General features: G+C 74.3%; 14 protein-coding genes. 11 read left to right on the top strand and 3 right to left on the bottom strand.

The annotated features are described in order from the left end of the window. The first annotated feature begins 76 nt into the window (after positions 1-76). The 9 genes from ACTOQ3_RS19695 (at position 77) to ACTOQ3_RS19655 (ending at position 10,564) form a co-directional block, all read left to right on the top strand. On the top strand, positions 77-238 hold the full coding sequence (locus ACTOQ3_RS19695) for a hypothetical protein (RefSeq protein ID WP_440084829.1): 162 nt from the start codon (positions 77-79) through the stop codon (positions 236-238). A gap of 202 nt (positions 239-440) precedes the next feature. Next, positions 441-1,286: a hypothetical protein gene (locus tag ACTOQ3_RS19690; RefSeq protein WP_440084828.1), complete on the top strand. Its 846-nt coding sequence runs from the start codon at positions 441-443 to the stop codon at positions 1,284-1,286. Next, positions 1,283-2,656, top strand: coding sequence for a CocE/NonD family hydrolase (locus tag ACTOQ3_RS19685; protein ID WP_440084827.1), 1,374 nt, complete (start codon positions 1,283-1,285; stop codon positions 2,654-2,656). Before ACTOQ3_RS19690 ends, ACTOQ3_RS19685 begins: the two co-directional genes overlap by 4 nt. Before the next feature lie 62 nt (positions 2,657-2,718). Then, entirely contained in the window at positions 2,719-4,125 is a 1,407-nt protein-coding gene (locus ACTOQ3_RS19680; protein WP_440084826.1) for a YcaO-like family protein, read from the top strand. A 35-nt stretch (positions 4,126-4,160) separates the two neighbouring features. Continuing rightward, complete coding sequence (locus ACTOQ3_RS19675; RefSeq protein ID WP_440084825.1) at positions 4,161-5,372, top strand: YcaO-like family protein; 1,212 nt, start codon at positions 4,161-4,163, stop codon at positions 5,370-5,372. A gap of 169 nt (positions 5,373-5,541) precedes the next feature. Continuing rightward, on the top strand, positions 5,542-6,531 hold the full coding sequence (locus tag ACTOQ3_RS19670) for an ABC transporter substrate-binding protein (protein WP_440084824.1): 990 nt from the start codon (positions 5,542-5,544) through the stop codon (positions 6,529-6,531). Positions 6,532-6,635: 104 nt separating this feature from the next. After that, complete coding sequence (locus ACTOQ3_RS19665; RefSeq protein ID WP_440084823.1) at positions 6,636-7,697, top strand: FecCD family ABC transporter permease; 1,062 nt, start codon at positions 6,636-6,638, stop codon at positions 7,695-7,697. Then, positions 7,694-8,470 carry an ABC transporter ATP-binding protein gene (locus tag ACTOQ3_RS19660; protein ID WP_440084822.1) on the top strand — a complete coding sequence of 259 codons (777 nt, stop codon included), beginning with the start codon at positions 7,694-7,696 and terminating at the stop codon, positions 8,468-8,470. The genes ACTOQ3_RS19665 and ACTOQ3_RS19660 overlap by 4 nt, the downstream gene beginning before the upstream one ends. Before the next feature lie 318 nt (positions 8,471-8,788). Beyond that, on the top strand, positions 8,789-10,564 hold the full coding sequence (locus ACTOQ3_RS19655) for an MOSC domain-containing protein (RefSeq protein WP_440084821.1): 1,776 nt from the start codon (positions 8,789-8,791) through the stop codon (positions 10,562-10,564). Between the two features lie 272 nt (positions 10,565-10,836). Here the strand turns inward: ACTOQ3_RS19655 and ACTOQ3_RS19650 are convergent, their stop codons facing one another. Then, the gene (locus tag ACTOQ3_RS19650) at positions 10,837-11,499 is read right to left on the bottom strand and encodes a response regulator transcription factor (protein WP_440084820.1); all 663 of its coding nucleotides are present in this window, start codon (positions 11,497-11,499) and stop codon (positions 10,837-10,839) included. Positions 11,500-11,555: 56 nt separating this feature from the next. Continuing rightward, positions 11,556-12,740, bottom strand: coding sequence for a sensor histidine kinase (locus ACTOQ3_RS19645; protein WP_440084819.1), 1,185 nt, complete (start codon positions 12,738-12,740; stop codon positions 11,556-11,558). A 158-nt stretch (positions 12,741-12,898) separates the two neighbouring features. On the opposite strand from ACTOQ3_RS19645, the gene ACTOQ3_RS19640 reads away from it, so the two are divergent. Then, entirely contained in the window at positions 12,899-13,135 is a 237-nt protein-coding gene (locus ACTOQ3_RS19640) for a hypothetical protein (RefSeq protein WP_440084818.1), read from the top strand. A gap of 98 nt (positions 13,136-13,233) precedes the next feature. Here the strand turns inward: ACTOQ3_RS19640 and ACTOQ3_RS19635 are convergent, their stop codons facing one another. Then, positions 13,234-14,478, bottom strand: coding sequence for an MFS transporter (locus tag ACTOQ3_RS19635; RefSeq protein WP_440084817.1), 1,245 nt, complete (start codon positions 14,476-14,478; stop codon positions 13,234-13,236). Positions 14,479-14,621: 143 nt separating this feature from the next. Here ACTOQ3_RS19635 and pdxR point away from each other — a divergent pair, with 143 nt between their 5' ends. Further along, positions 14,622-16,091, top strand: coding sequence for a MocR-like pyridoxine biosynthesis transcription factor PdxR (pdxR, locus tag ACTOQ3_RS19630; RefSeq protein WP_440084816.1), 1,470 nt, complete (start codon positions 14,622-14,624; stop codon positions 16,089-16,091). Positions 16,092-16,413 lie beyond the last annotated feature (322 nt).

Below are 16,413 nucleotides of genomic sequence, written 5' to 3'. Positions count from 1 at the left end.
TAAGTCACCAAAGATCAAGTATTGACTTTGGTTTTCGTTTTCATTACTCCTTGTAGGGACATCACGGACAACAGGGGTGAACAGCGGGCAGCTGAAACGCGGCCGGATCGTCGACACCGACCCCTGCGAAGAGCTCCTCGTCCGCTGCGAGGCCTACGAACGTCTCGTGCGCTCCCAGGCGGACACCGCGGTGCCGCCGAGCGGAGCGTCCGAGGCTCCTGTCCCCTCGATCCGATGAAAGGAGGTGATTCGGCATGACCGTCAAGAAGCTGAAGGTGAAGGCGCGCAACGCGTCCGTTCACTCGTCCAACCACGCCACGGTGGCGCTCGCCAAGGTGGCCTGGCGCTAGTCGCGAGATGAGACCCCGGGTGCGGGCATGAGCCAACCACGCCCGCACCCGGGTGCGAGGGATGTTACTTCGAAGAAAGGTGCGCTCGCGATGACTTCCGGGCTGGATCGGCCCGCGCGCTGGGCGGCTGGGACCACGTTCGTGCCCACCGGGGACGGGTGGCTGGTCCACGGCCCTGATGAGGACTTCATGGTCGTGCAGGTGCCGCCGCAGGACCAGGCCGCGGTGGCGGGGCTGATCAGCGGGCGGCTCGGGGTGCGGGCCGCGCTCGAGCGCCTCCCGGACGCCGCCGACCTGGTCGCCGAACTCACCGTGGCGCCGCAGGACACAGCCGACGCCGCCGACACAGCCGACACAGCCGCCGCGTCCCCATCCGCGGCCGAAGTCCTCCTGATGGGCGACGGCCCGCTGCTGGACCCGCTTTCCCGCCACCTGCGCCAGGCGGGCCTGACCGTACGGCGGGGCGAGCCCGGCCAGGACCTCCAGCCGCAGGCCGTAGCCCTGGTCGCCTGCGCCGAGTACCTGCCCGACACGGCCTGGCGGGAACTGGACGCCCGCTGCCGCGATCTGCGCCTCGCCTGGCACCGCGGCCACAGCGAGGGCCGCCGCTGGTACGTCGGCCCGTTCACCCCGCCGACCGGCGGCGCCGGGTATGAGGATGTGCGGCTGCGCCGCCTGGCGGCCTGCCCGTGGCCGGACGAGCTGGCCGCCTACTGGGCCTTCCTGGAGGCCGGCGGCCGGCCCGCGGCTCCGGCCGACCCGGCCGGAGCCGAGGTCGCCGCCGCCCTGGTCGCCGCCGACCTGCGCGCCTGGTTCGACGGCGCGCCCCCACCCGGCGGCGGGCACCAGGTGGGGATCGACTTGGCGGCCGGGGAGATCCGCCGTCACCCCGTGCTGCCGGTGCCACGCGGCCTGATGCGTGAGACACCCGCGTGAGCAAGGTGCGTACCGGCCTGACGGTGAAGGCGTCCGACGGCGCGCGGTTGGTGGCCGACCTGGTCCTGCCGGACCGGCTGCCCGCCCCCGCGGTGGTGATCCGCACGCCCTACGGCGCCTCGGGCTGCCTGCCCGAGGCGCTCTCCCTGGCCGAGGCCGGATTCGCCTGCCTGGTGCAGGACCTGCGGGGCCGCCACCTGTCGGAGGGGGCCTTCACCCCCGGCGCCGACGAGACCGCCGACGGCCACGCGAGTTTGGACTGGACGGCGGCCCAGCCCTGGTGCGACGGCGAGGTGTTCCTGTACGGCCTGGCCTACGAGGCCTACGCCGCCTGGTGCGCCGCCGGCCACCCCGCGGTCCGCGGGATCGTCAGCCGCCAGCCCTGGCCGCCGATCGGCTCGCCCGCCCTGGACGAGGAACTGTGGTGGCGCACAGACCTGGGCACCGGCCGGACGGTGCGCACCGGCCTGTACGACGCGGCCCTGGCCCGCGCACCGCACCTGACCGCGCTGATCCCGGCGGCCGCCGTCGCCAAGGCCTGGCCGGTGGACGTCGGCCCGTGGCCGGCCACGCCCAGCACCTACAGGACCGCGGCCCGGCGCATGGCGCGGGCCGCGCGCACCGCCACCGTGCCCAGCCTGCACCTGGGCAGCTGGTACTGCCGGTCGGCGCCGACCACGCTGCGTCAGGCCATGCTGGCAGCACGCGCCGAAGCCGTCGTCGGCGGCTGGGCGAGCGCGCTCACCCACCGCCTCCAGCCCGAGTGCGCCCTGCCGGAACCGGCCGGACCGCATCCCTTCGCGCTGGCACTGGAGTGGCTGGGCGGCTTCCGCCGCAGCGGGTGCCTGCTGCTGGGCACCGGCCGCTGGACGGACACCGATCCGATCCCGCCCGGCCGCCCCGGCTGGACCGCCCTGCCGCTCGGTGCCGACGGCATGCGACTGCGGCACGACCCGGCCGACCCCTGTCCGTCGGCGCCGCACTCCGCCGACCTGGCACCGTTGGCCGACCGCGACGACGTCGTCCGGCTGACCCTGGACGGCCCGTTGTACTGGCACGGCACACCCCGCCTCACCGCCGAGGTCACCACCGACACCGGCACCGAACTGGTCGCCACCCTCGTCCACGAGCAGCCTGATGGCACCGCCACCCGGATGGCCGACGGCACGGCGCCCATCGCGACGGGCACCTCCCGCTGCGAGATCCGCCCGGCCCCGGCCGCGGCCGAGCTGCCGCCCGGCCACCGGCTCCACCTGGAGCTGACCGCCGGGCGCACCCCCCGCTACCCGGCGCCGCAGCGGCGGGCCGAGCTCTCCTTCCGCGACGTGACGCTGCACCTCCCCCGCCCGAGAAAGGACGCCTTCGCATGACGGACGCAGGCGGTACGCCAGGTGTCACGACCGACACAGGCGAGAACACAAGGGGTGACACGATGGGCGCCGCCGACCGGCCGGACATCGCACAGGCCGGCAACGACCCGCTGGCGCTCCTGGCCGACGAGCGCACCGGCCTGATCCGCAGAATCGACCTCCTGGAGCCGGAGCCGTGGTGGCCCGACGGGCTCGCCATCTGCTCGGCCGAGGTGAGCTCGCCCTACCGGCTGCTGCCCTGGCCCGCCGACCGCGTTTCCACCGGCACCGCGTTCGGCGACCCAGGCCGGGCCAGGATGAGCGCCGTCGGCGAGGCGGTGGAACGCTACTGCGGCAACTTCGTCCCCGCCGGCCTGTTCCGCTCCTCCTACCGGCGGCTGCGCGAACCCGCCCTGGACCCGGCCCGGCTCGCCCTGTACCGCGACGCCCAGCACGCCGAGCCCGGCTTCCCGTTCACCCCGTTCACCGCGGACCTGGAGGTGCTGTGGACCCAGGGGACGGACCTGAGGGACGGCACGCCCGCCTGGCTGCCGGCCTCTCTCGTCTACGTCAACTACTTCACCCCGCCCCGCACCGGCGAGCCGCCGACCAACTACGCCATGCTCGCCGGCATCGCCGCCGGGTCCTCCGCGCGAGCCGCCCGCACGGCCGCGCTGGAGGAGGTCATCGAACGCGACGCCACGGTCGTGTGGTGGGCCGGCGAGCTGCCCGCCCGGCCCGTCACCGGCGCCGGCCATCCCGCGGCGCCGCTGCTGCCGGAGGCCGAACCCGGCTGGTACCGCGCCGCCGGTGCGGCCGGAAGCTGCCGCTACCGGGTCGTGGCCATCCCCACCGTCTTCGAGGTCGCGGTCCTGGGCGTGCTGCTCGACGACCCGCAGGCCGGCATCGCCGTCTTCGGCGTCGCCGCGCGTCCCGATCCCGCCGAGGCCGTGCGCAAGGCGCTGGCCGAGGCCGTCACCCTGCGCCGCTACGCGCTGGGCCTGATCGACCCGGAGGGGGAGATCTGGGCCGCCGCAGCGGCCGGCGTCATCGACGCCCGCATCTTCAAGCCCCACCGCGCCGACCGCCGCTACGCCGACGACTACCGAGGCGACTTTCGCGATGTCGTCGATCTGGGCTGCCACAGCCAGCTCTGGCTCGACCCCCGGATGCGCGCGCACCTGGCGCCGATCACCGCCTGCACCGACGCGATCGCCCTGGCCGACCTGCCGCACGTGGACGGCGATGTGCTCGACGGCTACCTCGAGCGGGTCGCCGCCCAGGGACTGGGCGCTTACGCGGCCGACCTGACCACCCCCGACATCGCGGCCGCCGGGCTGTCGGTCGCCCGGGTGATCGTGCCCGGCGCCTACTCCAACGCACCCGCCGCCTTCCCCTTCCTCGGCGGGCACCGCCTGCGCGAGGACCCCGCCCGGCTCGGCCTGCGAGCCGCCGACCGGGTCAACCTCGTCCCCCTGCCGCACACATGATCCCCGTCGACTCCCGAACCGGTCTCGTCACCGGCGTGCGCACCGCACTCCTGCGCGGTCGCCTGCACGTCGCCTTCGCCGACCTCGCCGCCACCGCCGGGTACGGCCTGCCGCTCGGCAACCCCACGGTCTGCGGCGCCTCCTGGCACGATCCCGCCGAGGCCCGCCGCCGCGCCCTGGGAGAGGCGGCCGAACGCCACTGCGGCCACCTCGTCCCCGGAGACCGGCTGGTGCGGGCCACCTGGCACGAACTGGCCCCTGGCGCCGTCGACCCGCAGACCCTGGCGCTGTACTCACCCGAACAGACCGCCCGCGACGGATTCCCCTTCACCGGGCTGGCGCGTACCGACCGCACCCACTGGGTGCGGGGTGGTCACTGTGACGGCGCGCCGGTCTGGGTGCCCGCCGCACTGGCCTGGCTCACCCCCTTCCGCGTGCGGTCCCGGCCCGTCGTCCTGCCGGTGTCGGCCGGGATCGCCGCGGGCCCCGACCTCGCCTCCGCGCGCTCCTCGGCGCTGGCGGAGGTCGTGGAGCGGCACGCGCTGGCCACCGCCTGGGCCTCAGGGCGCGCCTTCCCTGAACTGGCGGACGTGCGGCTGCCCCAGGTGCCCGGGGTGCGGCTGAGCGCGCACGCCGTACCGAACCTCCTGGACGCCCCGGTGGTGCTGTGCGTCGCCGAGGACACCGGAGAAGAATTCGGCGGGACGGCGGGGGTCGGCTGCGCGTTCGTTCCCGGAGCCGCCGACCCGCTGACCGCGGCCGCCTGGAAGGCCGCGGCCGAAGCCGTCCAGTCCCTGGACACCACCGCCCAGCTCGCCGCGGGCGACCTGTCCGAGTGGGAGCGCCCGCACGGCCCGCTCGCCCCCCACCGCCCCGACCGCGCCTTCGCCTCCTCCTACCGGCCCGACCTCGCCGACGTCACCGACGTCACCTGCCATCTGCAGCTCCTGGCCGACCCCTCCTTCTCCGCCCGCGTGCTGACCCGCCTGGCCCGCGGCGGGCTCACGACACCCGCGGAGCCCACCGTGATGGGCCGCTTCGACACGGACGCGGCGCTGACCGGCAGCGGCCTGCAGGCCGTCACGGTGGACCTCACCAGCCCTGACGTCGCCGTCTGCGGCCTGGCCGTCGCCCGCGTCGTCGTGCCCGGCCTGAGGGCCACGGCCCCGGCGGCCTTCCCCTTCCTGGGCGACGGCGCCGACCCCCTCCCCGGCCGCCCCGACCTGTCGCCGGTGCCCCATGCCTGAGCGCCCGTCCCGTCCCCCCGGACGACCTGCACCGTGAAGGGTTCGCCGCCGGCCGGGCCACGTCGGCCGGAGCCGAACCGCCCGGCGCGATCCTCGACGTACTCCGGCCGCGCGGCCGCCACGCCGACCGCCTGAAGAACCCGCACCAACCCGAAAGAGAGCACCTCCGATGAGACTCATCGCCCCTCGCGCGGCCCAGGCCCTGCTCGCCGGGGCCACCGTGCTCGCCGCCGCCGCGTGCGGCCAGACCGCCGGCCCCGCCACGGGCACCACCGCCGCCGCACAGGCCACCGCGCGGCCCTCGGCCACCCCGGTGGAGGTGAGCAACTGCGGCGCCACCTACCGCTTCGAGCGTCCGCCGCAGCGCATCGTCACCTCCAGCACGATCGCCACCGAGATCGTGCTGGCCCTGGGCGCCCGCGACCGGCTGGCCGGCACGGTCGCCCCGGGCGAGCTCCTGCCCGAGGTCGCCCCCGCCTTCGAAGGCGTGAACATCATCGCCAAGTCCGCCTTCCCACCCCCTTCCAAGGAGACGGTCTTCGCCGCCAATCCCGACTTCGTGGTCAGCGGTTACGGCGACGACTACGGCCCCAAGGCACTCGGTGATCGGGCACAGCTGCAAAAGGAGGGCGTCGACTCCTACCTGCTGTCGGGCAACTGCCCCGGCCGCAAGGCCACCGTCGAGGACACCTATACCGACATCCGCGAGCTGGGCCGCGTCCTGGGCGCCCAGGACGCGGCCGAGGACCTGGTGAGCAAGCTCACCGCCGAGGTGGAGGGCGTGAAACCGGTCTCCGGCACCCCCAAGGTGTTCGACTACGCGGGCGGCCTGGAGAAGCCGAGCACCGCCGGATCCAACGGCCTGATCGACGACCTCATCCGCCGAGCCGGCGGCGAGAACATCTTCCCCGAGGTGACCTCCTACGCGCAGATCTCCTGGGAGGAACTGGTCAAGCGCGACCCCGACGCCATCGTCGTCGAGGACCAGGCGTTCGAGCCGGCCGACAAGGCGATCGCGTTCTTGACCTCCTACGAGCCGATCAGGAACGTCACCGCGATCAAGGAGAGGCGATTCATCGTGATCCCGGTCAACGACACCCAGCCCGGCCTGCGCAACGGCCGGGCGCTGAAGACGCTCGTCGCCGGATTGGCCAAGTGACCTCTCCGGGGGCGGAGTCCCAGGCTCCGCCGGGGACGCCAGGGCCGCAGCGGCCACCGGGCTCCGCGGGACCCTCCGTCGCGGCTTCGAGACGGCGGGGCCCGGTGTCCGGCGCGCCGCGACGACCAGCGCCGGCCGGCCGCCTGACCTTCCTGGGCACGCTGGCCCTGCTGTCGGCATTGCTGGGTGTCTCGCTGGTCGCCGCCGTCGGTCTCGGGCCGGTCGCCATCGGTTCCGGCGACGTCGCCCGCATGCTCGGCCATCGGCTGCTGCCCTGGTTCGTGACCGAGGCGCCGGCCGGCCCCCAGGCGGTCATCGTGCTGGACATCCGCTTCCCCCGAGTCCTGCTCGGCGCCGTGGTCGGCGCGGGGCTGGCCCTCGTGGGCGCGGTGCTGCAGGCCGTACTGCGCAACCCGCTGGCCGACCCCTACATCATCGGAGCGAGCTCCGGGGCGTCCCTGGGCGCGGTGCTGGTGATGCTGGCGGGACTGTCACCGTTCGGGCCGCTGTCCCTGCCGCTGTCGGCCTTCGCCGGCGCCATGGCCGCCTTCACGCTGGTCCTGGCGCTGTCACGGCGCGGCGGACAGCTGGCACCGACCCGGCTCATCCTCGCCGGTGTCGCGGTCGCCGCGCTCACCGAGGCCGTCACCAGCTACATCGTGCTCACCACACCGGACAAGGAGGTGCGCTCGGCGCTGTTCTGGACCCTGGGCGGCCTGTCCGGCACCCAGTGGCGCGACGTGGGCGTGCCCGCGCTCATCGTCGCCGCGGCCACCGTCTGGGCCGCCACGCGGGCAAGCCTGCTCAACGCCCTCGTGCTCGGCGACGAAGGCGCCACCGGCCTGGGGGTGGAGGTCGACCGGCTGCGGCTGCGCCTGATCGTCATGTGCGCGCTGGTCATCGGCACGGTCGTCGCGGTGAGCGGCGGCATCGGCTTCGTCGCGCTCATGGTCCCGCACGCCGTACGGCTCGTGCTCGGCGGCGACAACCGCCGCCTGGTCCCGCTCGCCGCGCTGACGGGAGCGCTCCTGCTCGTCTGGGTCGACGTGGCGGCCCGCATGCTCAACCAGCCCGACGAGATCCCCATCGGGGTGATCACCGCCGTGCTCGGCTCGCCCTTCTTCCTCATGCTGCTCATCCGCGCCGATCGAAGGGCCCTGCGATGAACGTCGACATCCAGGACGTCTCCTGGCTGCACGTGCTGCACGACGTCAGTCTCACGGCCGGTTCCGCAAGGGTGACCGGGCTGATCGGTCCCAACGGCAGCGGCAAGTCCAGCCTGCTGCGGTGCGTCTACCGCCGGATCCGCCCGGACCGCGGCAGGGTCCTGATCGACGGCGCCGATGTGTGGCGGACCCCGCCACGCCAGATCGCCCAGCAGGTCGCCGTCGTCACCCAGGACACCCCCGCCGACCTCGACGACAGCGTCGAGCAGATCGTCGCCCTGGGCAGGATCCCCCACCTCGGAGCGCTGGGCCGGCTCTCGGCCGCCGAACGGGCGCTCATCGCCGAGACGATGGAGCGATGCGACGTCTCCGCGCTGGCGCACCGGCCGTTCGCGACCCTGTCGGGAGGCGAGCGCCAACGGGTCCACCTCGCCCGCGCACTGGTCCAGCAGCCCCGGCTACTGATCCTCGACGAGCCCACCAACCACCTGGACCCGCGCCACCAGGTCGACCTCCTGCGGCTGGTCCGCACGCTCGGCATCACCGTCCTGGTGACCCTGCACGACCTCCAACTCGCGGCCGCCGCCTGCGACCGCCTCGTCGTCCTCGACGGCGGACGCATCGTCGCCGACGGCCCGGTGACCGAAGTGATCACCACAGACCTCCTGCGCGCGGTCTACCGGGTCGAGGCCGAGGTAGGTCACGGACGTGACGGCCTACCCCGGGTCTTCCTGCCGCTGGACCGGCTCACCGAACCGATGCACCCGAGGTGACGGAAACCGGGGACCGGGCGCGCCGGCGGCTCACCCCCGAAGCAGGCCGGACAGGTCCCAAAAAGCCGACGGCCCCGACATCGGCCCGGCCTGAATTTACTTGGTAAAGGAATCCGGGCCGCACACCATGTGCGGCCCGGATTTCGTCATCTCCTGGCGAATCACGTCAAGGCGCGGAAAGAGGACTGGAAGATGAACGCCACGGCCGGGGCCGCGCTGCGCGCAGGCACGGGGACCGTGCTGCGAGATCCCAGCTGACCTGCGAGAACGAGGTATCGTGCAGGGGAGCCCGGTGCCTCTTGACGAGGGGGAAGACACGTGGCGACGCTCCTGTCGATCAATGTCGGCCTGCCCAGGGACGTCCCGTGGCACGGCACGACGGTGCACACCGGGGTGTGGAAGCGGTCCGTGGCCGGGCCGCGCACGGTGCGCCGGCTGAACATCGACGGGGACGGCCAGGGAGACCTTCGGGGGCACGGCGGCGAGCACCGCGCGGTGCTGGTCTACCAGATCGACTCCTACCGGCACTGGCAGGAGGAGTTCGGCCGCGACGACTTCGTCTACGGGCAGTTCGGGGAGAACCTCACGGTCGACGGGCTGCCCGACGACGAGGTGTGCGTCGGCGACCGCTACCGCGTCGGGGAGGCGGTGTTCGAGGTCACCCAGCCCCGGGTCACCTGCTACCGGGTAGGCCTGCGGATGAACGAGCCGCGGATGGCGGCCCTGCTGGTGTCCCACCGGCGTCCCGGGTTCTACTTCCGGGTGATCACCGAAGGGCGGGTGGAGGCGGGCGACGAGATCGTCAAGGTCGCCTCCGGACCGGAGGCGATGTCCGTCGCGGAGATCGACGCCCTGCTCTACCTGCCGGGGCACCCCCGCGACCGGCTGGAGCGGGCGCTGCGCATCCCCGCACTGAGCGAAGGCTGGCGGGCGTCCCTGCAGGCCCTGCTCGACCGGCCTGATGACAAGGGCACGAAGAAGGGATCGGCGGGGAACCCGGGGCTGACGCCCGCCGCGGCCGGGCCGCCGCCCGCCTGGCCGGGGTTCCGGCCGCTGCGGATCACCCGGATCGACGCCGAGAGCCGCAGCGTGTTCTCACTGACCCTGGAGGCCACCGGCGGGAAGCCGCTGCCGGCCGCCCTGCCGGGCCAGTTCCTCACCGTACGGCTGCGCCCCGAGGGCGGCGGTCCACCGGTCATCCGCAGTTACTCGCTGTCCGGCCCGCCCGACGCCGGTCGCTACCGGATCAGCGTCAAGCAGGAGCCCAGGGGTGTCGCCAGCACCTATCTCCGCACCCACCCGCGTGTCGGCGACCTTCTCGAAGTGGCGGCGCCGCGCGGCACGTTCACCCTGGAAGACGGCGACGCTCCGGTCCTGCTGCTCTCGGCGGGCATCGGCGCGACCCCCGTCCTCGCCATGCTGCACGCCCTCGCCGCCGCCCGCTCGACCCGCGAGGTGTGGTGGCTGTACGGCACGCGCGGCGGTACGGAACACCCGTTCGCCGCGGAGAGCGGCGGCCTTCGCGCGCTGCTTCCCAACGCGCACGAGCACGTCTGCTACAGCCGGCCCGCGCCCGGCGACCGCCAGGGAGCCGACTACGGCACGGCGGGACGGCTGTCGGTCGAACTGCTCGGCCGCCTCGGCGTCCCGCACGCCGCCGACGCCTATCTTTGCGGTCCTCCTGCCTTCATGCGCGACCTGCCGCCCGCCCTCGTCGCCTCCGAACTCGCCCCCGCGAGCGTCCACACGGAAGTCTTCGGCGCGGAGGCGGCGCTGACGCCGGGAGTGGCCCCGGTAGCCGCCCGCCCCCCGCACCCACCCGTCGGCGCGCCGGGAGCCGGGCCCGCCGTCACGTTCGCGCGCAGCGGCCTCACCGTCTCCTGGGACCCCGCCTACGAGAGCCTGCTCGAACTCGCGGAGGCGTGCGATGTGCCGACCCGCTGGTCGTGCCGTACCGGGGTCTGCCACACCTGCGAGAGCGGTCTGCTGTCCGGCGCGGTCGGCTACTCGCCGGAGCCGGTGGACGCCCCCGCCGACGGCAACGCGCTGATCTGCTGCTCGCAACCCCGCGAGGACCTCGTCCTCGACCTCTGACGCCCTGTCCCGCCGTCGGGCCGGACACGGAGGAACCCCTGTCCGGCCCGCCGCGCCGGGGAACTCGCGACAGTCGAGTACGCGAGCTCAGCTCATGCTCAATGGCCGGACCCGGCATGCGCTGGGCCTGGCGGCGCCGCGGCTCGTTGACCGGCCGCGTGATGGCCGGGTGTTCGTGACGAGGCGTCGGTCTCCGGGCGGCACTGGGCGGAGCCCGCTCGGCGCGGCGAACCGGCGGCGCGTCCGGTACGAGTGCCCGCCCGGCGGCGGTCTCACAGGCCTCCCGGCGTGCTCGCGTCGTGGACCAGCAGGGCGATCTGGACCCGGTTGTTGAGATCCAGCCGGGTCAGGATCCGTGACACGTGCGTCTTCACCGTCGGCAGCGCCAGATGCAGCTCCCGCGCGATCTCCGCGTTGGAGCGGCCGCGCCCGACCGCCAGGGCCACCTCCCGCTCCCGCTCGGCCAGCAGCGCCAGCCGGGCCCGGGCGGCGGCGGCCCGGTCCTCCTGCCCGGAGCCGTCCGTCACCTGCTCGATGAGGCGGCGGGTGACGGCGGGGGAGAGCACCGGATCTCCGGCGGCCACCGTCCGGACGGCCGTGACGATGTCCTGCGGCGGGGTGTCCTTGAGAAGGAAGCCGGCCGCGCCGGCGCGCAGCGCCCGCAGCACGTGCGCGTCGGTGTGGAAGGTGGTCAGGACCAGCACCTCCGGGGCACCGGGCCGGGCCCGGAGCCTCTCGGTGGCGGCCAGCCCGTCGACGCCCGGCATCCGGATGTCCATCAACACCAGATCGGGTCCGTACGCGGCGACCAGGGCGGGCACCTCCGCCCCGTCGGCGGCCTCCGCGACGATCTCGACGTCCGGGGCCCCGCCCAGCATCAGGCGCAGCCCGGCCCGCACGATCGCGTCGTCGTCGACCAGCAGGACGCGGATCACCTCGTCCCCCTCCTCGGCTCAGGCCCGCGGCGGACGCGGGTCATCTCGTCCCCTCCTCAGCCCCGGCCCGTGACGGGCGCGAGGTCCGTCGCCGGCCAGGGTAGTGAGGCGTGGACCCGGAAACCACCGTCGGCGGGACCGGCCGTCAGCTCACCGCCCGCCAGGCGGGCCCGTTCGGCCAGCCCGATCAGCCCCTGCCCGACGCCCCCGCCCTCGCTCGCGCCGGAGGCCGGAGCCGGTCCGGGCGGCGGCGCGTTACGGACCTCCACCGCCAGCCCGCCCGCCGGGCCCCCGGTCACCTCTACCGCGATCGCCGCGCCGGGCGCGTGCTTGCGTGCGTTGGTCAGCGCCTCCTGGACGATCCGGTACGCCGTACGCCCCACCACGGGCGGCGGCGCCGGTCCTTCCGGCGGCCCGGTCAGCTCGATCCGGCCGCCCGTCGCCCGGGCCTCCGCCACCAGCCGGGCCAGGTCCGCCAGTTCCGGCTGCGGGCGCTCACCCTCCTCAGGTCCGGCCCGCAGCACCCCGATCACCTCGCGCAGGTCGCGCAGGGCCAGGTGGGCGCTCTCCCGGATCACCCCGGCGGCCCGCGCGATCTCCTCCCCGGGCGCGCCCGGGTTGAACTCCAGCGCTCCCGCGTGCACGCTCAGCAGCGACAGCCGGTGACCGAGCACGTCGTGCATCTCGCGGGCGATCTCCTCCCGCGTCTCCCGCCGGACCCAGTCGGCGCGCGACTCCGCGTCCGCCTCCGCCAGTTCGGCACGCTCTCGCAGCGAGGCGATCAGCTGCTGCCGGGAGCGCCGGAACAGCCCCCACCCGACGGCCCCGGCGATCAGCGCGAAGTACGCCAGCGCCGAGTCCGCGCGGGCCTCGGGTATCTCCGCCACCTGCCACAGGAAGACGGGCAGCGGCGCGAAGGCCAGCGCCGCCACCCACGCCGTGACCCGCCACGGCCGGGTCGCGGCCACCGTGAACACCGCCACCATCGCCGGGCCGGTCAGGTGGTGCGCCTGGGTGCCCGCGAGCAGCAGCGTCACCGCCAGCGTCACCGGCCAGCGCCGCCGCAGGAGCACCGCCGCGCACCCCAGTCCGCCGGCCACCTGGTCGGCGTCCCGCCACACGGGATCGAGGTCCTCGGGGATCGGGACGGACTGCGAGCTGACGGCGGCGAAACAGGCGGCGAAGAGGAACAGCGCCAGGTCGGCGACCCAGTCGCGGCGGGTGCGGTGGATGCGGCGCATACTCAGAAAACCTACGCGCCCCCCGCCCGCGAACGGGCGTCCAGGCCGCGGCCGGATACTTAAGTACGACCCCCGGCCCGCCGGCGGCCGACCTTGGTCACCATCCGGCCGTCTTGAGCCCGATCCGGGGCCCGGAGCCACACGCCTACCGTCGGGCCATGACCTCCACCTCGAAGTCCCCCCTGGCGGCCTTGTCCGGCCTGATCTGCTTCGTCCTCGTCGTCGGCGGTGCGAGCGGCCTCCTGCACGAGTGGTTCGGCTGGATCCACTTCATGGGCTTCGTCCGTTTCCTCGTCCCCGGCGGCTACGAGATCTACAGCTACGTCGTCATGATCGTCCTCGGCCTCGCGGTGGGCGCGGCCGGCGACGCGGTCACCCGGCGAGGCCGCGGATGACCCACCGGGCGTCCACGAGCCGGCCCGCGGAACGGCGCGGCGGGTCATCCGGCGGGAACGGCCGCCCGGCCTCGGCGGTCCCGCAGCGCCCGCGCCCGCTACCCGGACACCCCCTCGGCGGCCGGCTCCGCCCGCCGGGTTCGCAGGGCCCAGCGCACGGCCGGTCCCGTGGCGAGGCCGGACAGCAGGAACAGGCCGCCGAGCACCAGCCAGCCCGGGGTCCCCCAGGTGAGGATCAGCGTCGTGAGCAGCAACGGGCCGAGCATCCTGGCGACCGCCGCGCCGGACCCGAAGAAGCCCTGGTACTGCCCCTGCCTGTCGGCCGGGGCGAGATCGAACCCGATCTCCCAGGCGCCGGAGGCGTGCGCCATCTCGCCGAACACCTGCAGGCAGGCCGCGAGGAGCAGGACGAGCGCGGCGGCCCACGCCGAGGACCAGGCCGACGACGCCGACGACAGGGCGAACACCGCGCACGCGGCGAGCAGCACCGCGCCCGCCCGCCGTACGGACCTGGAGGCGCTCTCCAGGTCCGTGACCCGCCGGGCCACCCGCACCTGGAACAGCACGACGCCCAGGGTGTTGAGGATCAGCAGGGCGGAGACCGTCCAGCTCGGGGCCTCGGTCCGCTGGACGATCCACAGGGGGATGACCAGGCTGAGCAGCGGCATGTTCAGCAGCGTGACCATGTTGAGCAAGGAGAGCAGGGCGTACGGCCTGTCCCTGAGCACCGCTAGCGCCGGTTCGCCCGCCGGTGCGGCCGCCGCGGGCGGCACAGGGGGGAGGCGGAGCAGGATCAGGGCGGAGAGCAGGAAGCTCAGCGCGTCCATCCCGAGAACCGTCAGGTAGGCCGCCCGGGTGTCGAGGTGCAGTGCCGCCCCGCCGAGCGCGGCGCCGACCGCCAGACCGGCGTTGACCGTCGCCTGCAGGTGGGCCCGGACCCGCGTCCGCCGCGTCCTGTCCACCAGACCGGCGAGCAGCGCCTGCCTGGCCGCGGCGAGACCGCACTGCGAGATCGCGTACAGGCAGGCGGCCACCACGAATACGGGGAAGGAACGGACGAACAGGAACGAGCCGACCGCGGCGGCCGTGGCGACGGCCAGCAGGACCGCCGTGCCGCGAGGTCCCCGGCGGTCGGCGAGGTGGCCGAGCGGGACGCCCGCCACGAAGCCGACGGCCCAGCCGAACGTCAGCGCGAAGCCGACCTGGGTCGGCGAGAGCCCCACGATCCGGATGAAGTAGAGCGCCGAGCACACGTAGTACGCGCCGTCCCCGATGGAATTGGTCAGTTGCGCGAGGGCGAGGACCCGGGGCGGCCCGGACGAGGGCATGATCCGGTTGAGCATGGTGCTCCTTCATCGGCTGTTCGGTCGTCACGGGCTTGGCGGGCCTCGCCGCGAGCCGTGCAGAGGGCAACTTTAGGGAGCCCATTGGTCCCATGTAAGATCCAATATGAGGAGAGTCCACTGGGCCAATACGAGGGGACGCAATGGACTTCCACGTGAGCCTCACCGGTCGCGGCGACCTGTCCGCCCGCATCTACCGGCAGCTCCTGGACGCCGTCCTCGACGGCCGCCTGCGCCCGGGGGAGCGTCTGCCCCCCACCCGCGAGCTGGCGCGGCGGCTTGACGTGTCGCGCAACACCGCGGCCGTCGCCTACGAGCGGCTCATCGCCGAGGGCGTTCTCGTCGGCAGGGTCGGGGCGGGCACCTTCGTGTGCGCCGAGCCCCTCGCCCGCACCCGTCCCAGGAACGCGCCCGCGGGCGGCGGCGTGCGTCCCCGCCGCCTCTGGCGCTCCCCGGCCGCCCCGCAGGCCGAACCGGAGGGGGAGGCGGTCTACGACTTCAGGGTGGGGCTCCCCGACGCGGAGCTGTTCCCGCTCGAAACGTGGCGCAGGCTCGTCGCCCGCGAGCTGCGCCCGGCGCTGGTGCGCTCCGCCGGCTACGGCGACCCCGCCGGGTACGCGGACCTGCGGGAGGCCGTCGCCCGCCACGTCGGTGTCTCCCGCTCGGTGCGGGCGAGCGCCGATGACGTGCTCGTCACGCAGGGAGCCCAGCAGGCGCTCGACCTGATCGGCCGCGTCATGATCGAGCCGGGCTGCCGGGTGGCCGTCGAGGAGCCGGGCTACCCTCCGGCCAGGCTGCTGTTCCGGTCCCTGGGCGCGCGGGTCGTCGGCGTCCCCGTCGACGGGGAGGGCCTGGACGTGGCCGCCCTCCCCGACTCCGCCCGCCTCGTCTACGTCACGCCGTCACACCAGTTCCCGCTGGGTACGCCGATGTCGCTCGGCCGCCGCGCCGCGCTGCTCGAATGGGCCGGGCGGCGCGGCGCCGTGGTGATCGAGGACGACTACGACAGCGAGTTCCGCTTCGAGGACCGCCCGCTCGAACCGCTCCAGAGCCTCGACCGCAGCGGTCACGTCATCTACGTCGGCTCCTTCTCCAAAACGATGCTGCCGATGCTGCGTCTGGGCTTCCTGATCGCCCCCGCCTCGCTCCAACCCGCCCTCCGCGCCGCCAAGCGGCTCACCGACTGGAGCGGCGAGCTTCCCGCCCAGGCGGCGCTGGCCTGCTTCATCGACGAGGGCCTCCTCGGGCGGCACGTCCGCAGGGCGACGCGCGAGTACGCGGCCCGCCACGAGCGGATCCTCACCATCCTCCGGCGTGACTTCCACGACTGGCTGGAGCCGGTTCCCTCCGCCGCGGGCCTGCATCTCTGCGCCCACCTGAAGCCGGGCGCCGGGGTCGACACGGCCCTTGTGGCGGCGTACGCGTGGGAGGCGGGCGTCGCGCTGCAGGACCTCGCCGCCTACTACGGCGAGGCCCCCGCGCGGGCGGGACTGGTGCTCGGGTACGGCGCGATCCCCCTGGAGAGGATCGAACCGGGCCTGGGGCGCCTCGCGGAGAGCTTCCGCGAGGCGGGGAGCCTCCGCGTCGGAGCGCGATGCCGACCGGTGCCCTGACGGTGCCCCACCGGTTTTCCCTCGCCGTCCTCCCGCCGCCCCCTGGCCACCGTCGGCCGCCGTGCGGGGGACCGTCCTCGGGCCGGTTCACAGCCGGTCCGGCCGGTTCGCCGTGGGGTGCGCACGAGCCATGGGGCGCGCACGACCGGAGGGGGTAGGGGAGGCCCTCCCGCAAGAGCGGTGCAGGCGTCACTGCTCTTCCCCCCTCCACCGGACAGAGTCGGAGGCGTCATTCGTCCCCCGATCCCTAAGGCGAACCCATGCCTCGGAAGAACTCCCGCCGGCTGCTCGCGACCGCGGTCGCCGGCGCGCTGGTCCTGGC

The sequence above is a fragment of the Streptosporangium sp. LJ11 genome, assembly GCF_051918945.1.
Taxonomy (GTDB): Bacteria; Actinomycetota; Actinomycetes; order Streptosporangiales; family Streptosporangiaceae; genus Streptosporangium.
The sequence above is the reverse complement of the archived record's forward strand: the minus strand, read 5'-3'. Positions and strand labels throughout refer to the sequence as shown.

Coding starts and splice junctions, on each gene's coding strand:
- ACTOQ3_RS19690 (WP_440084828.1), top strand. CDS start 441: ATGACTTCCGGGCTGGATCGGCCCGCGCGCTGGGCGGCTGGGACCACG.
- ACTOQ3_RS19680 (WP_440084826.1), top strand. CDS start 2,719: ATGGGCGCCGCCGACCGGCCGGACATCGCACAGGCCGGCAACGACCCG.
- ACTOQ3_RS19670 (WP_440084824.1), top strand. CDS start 5,542: ATGAGACTCATCGCCCCTCGCGCGGCCCAGGCCCTGCTCGCCGGGGCC.
- ACTOQ3_RS19660 (WP_440084822.1), top strand. CDS start 7,694: ATGAACGTCGACATCCAGGACGTCTCCTGGCTGCACGTGCTGCACGAC.
- ACTOQ3_RS19645 (WP_440084819.1), bottom strand. CDS start 12,740: ATGCGCCGCATCCACCGCACCCGCCGCGACTGGGTCGCCGACCTGGCG.
- ACTOQ3_RS19640 (WP_440084818.1), top strand. CDS start 12,899: ATGACCTCCACCTCGAAGTCCCCCCTGGCGGCCTTGTCCGGCCTGATC.
- ACTOQ3_RS19635 (WP_440084817.1), bottom strand. CDS start 14,478: ATGCTCAACCGGATCATGCCCTCGTCCGGGCCGCCCCGGGTCCTCGCC.
- pdxR (WP_440084816.1), top strand. CDS start 14,622: ATGGACTTCCACGTGAGCCTCACCGGTCGCGGCGACCTGTCCGCCCGC.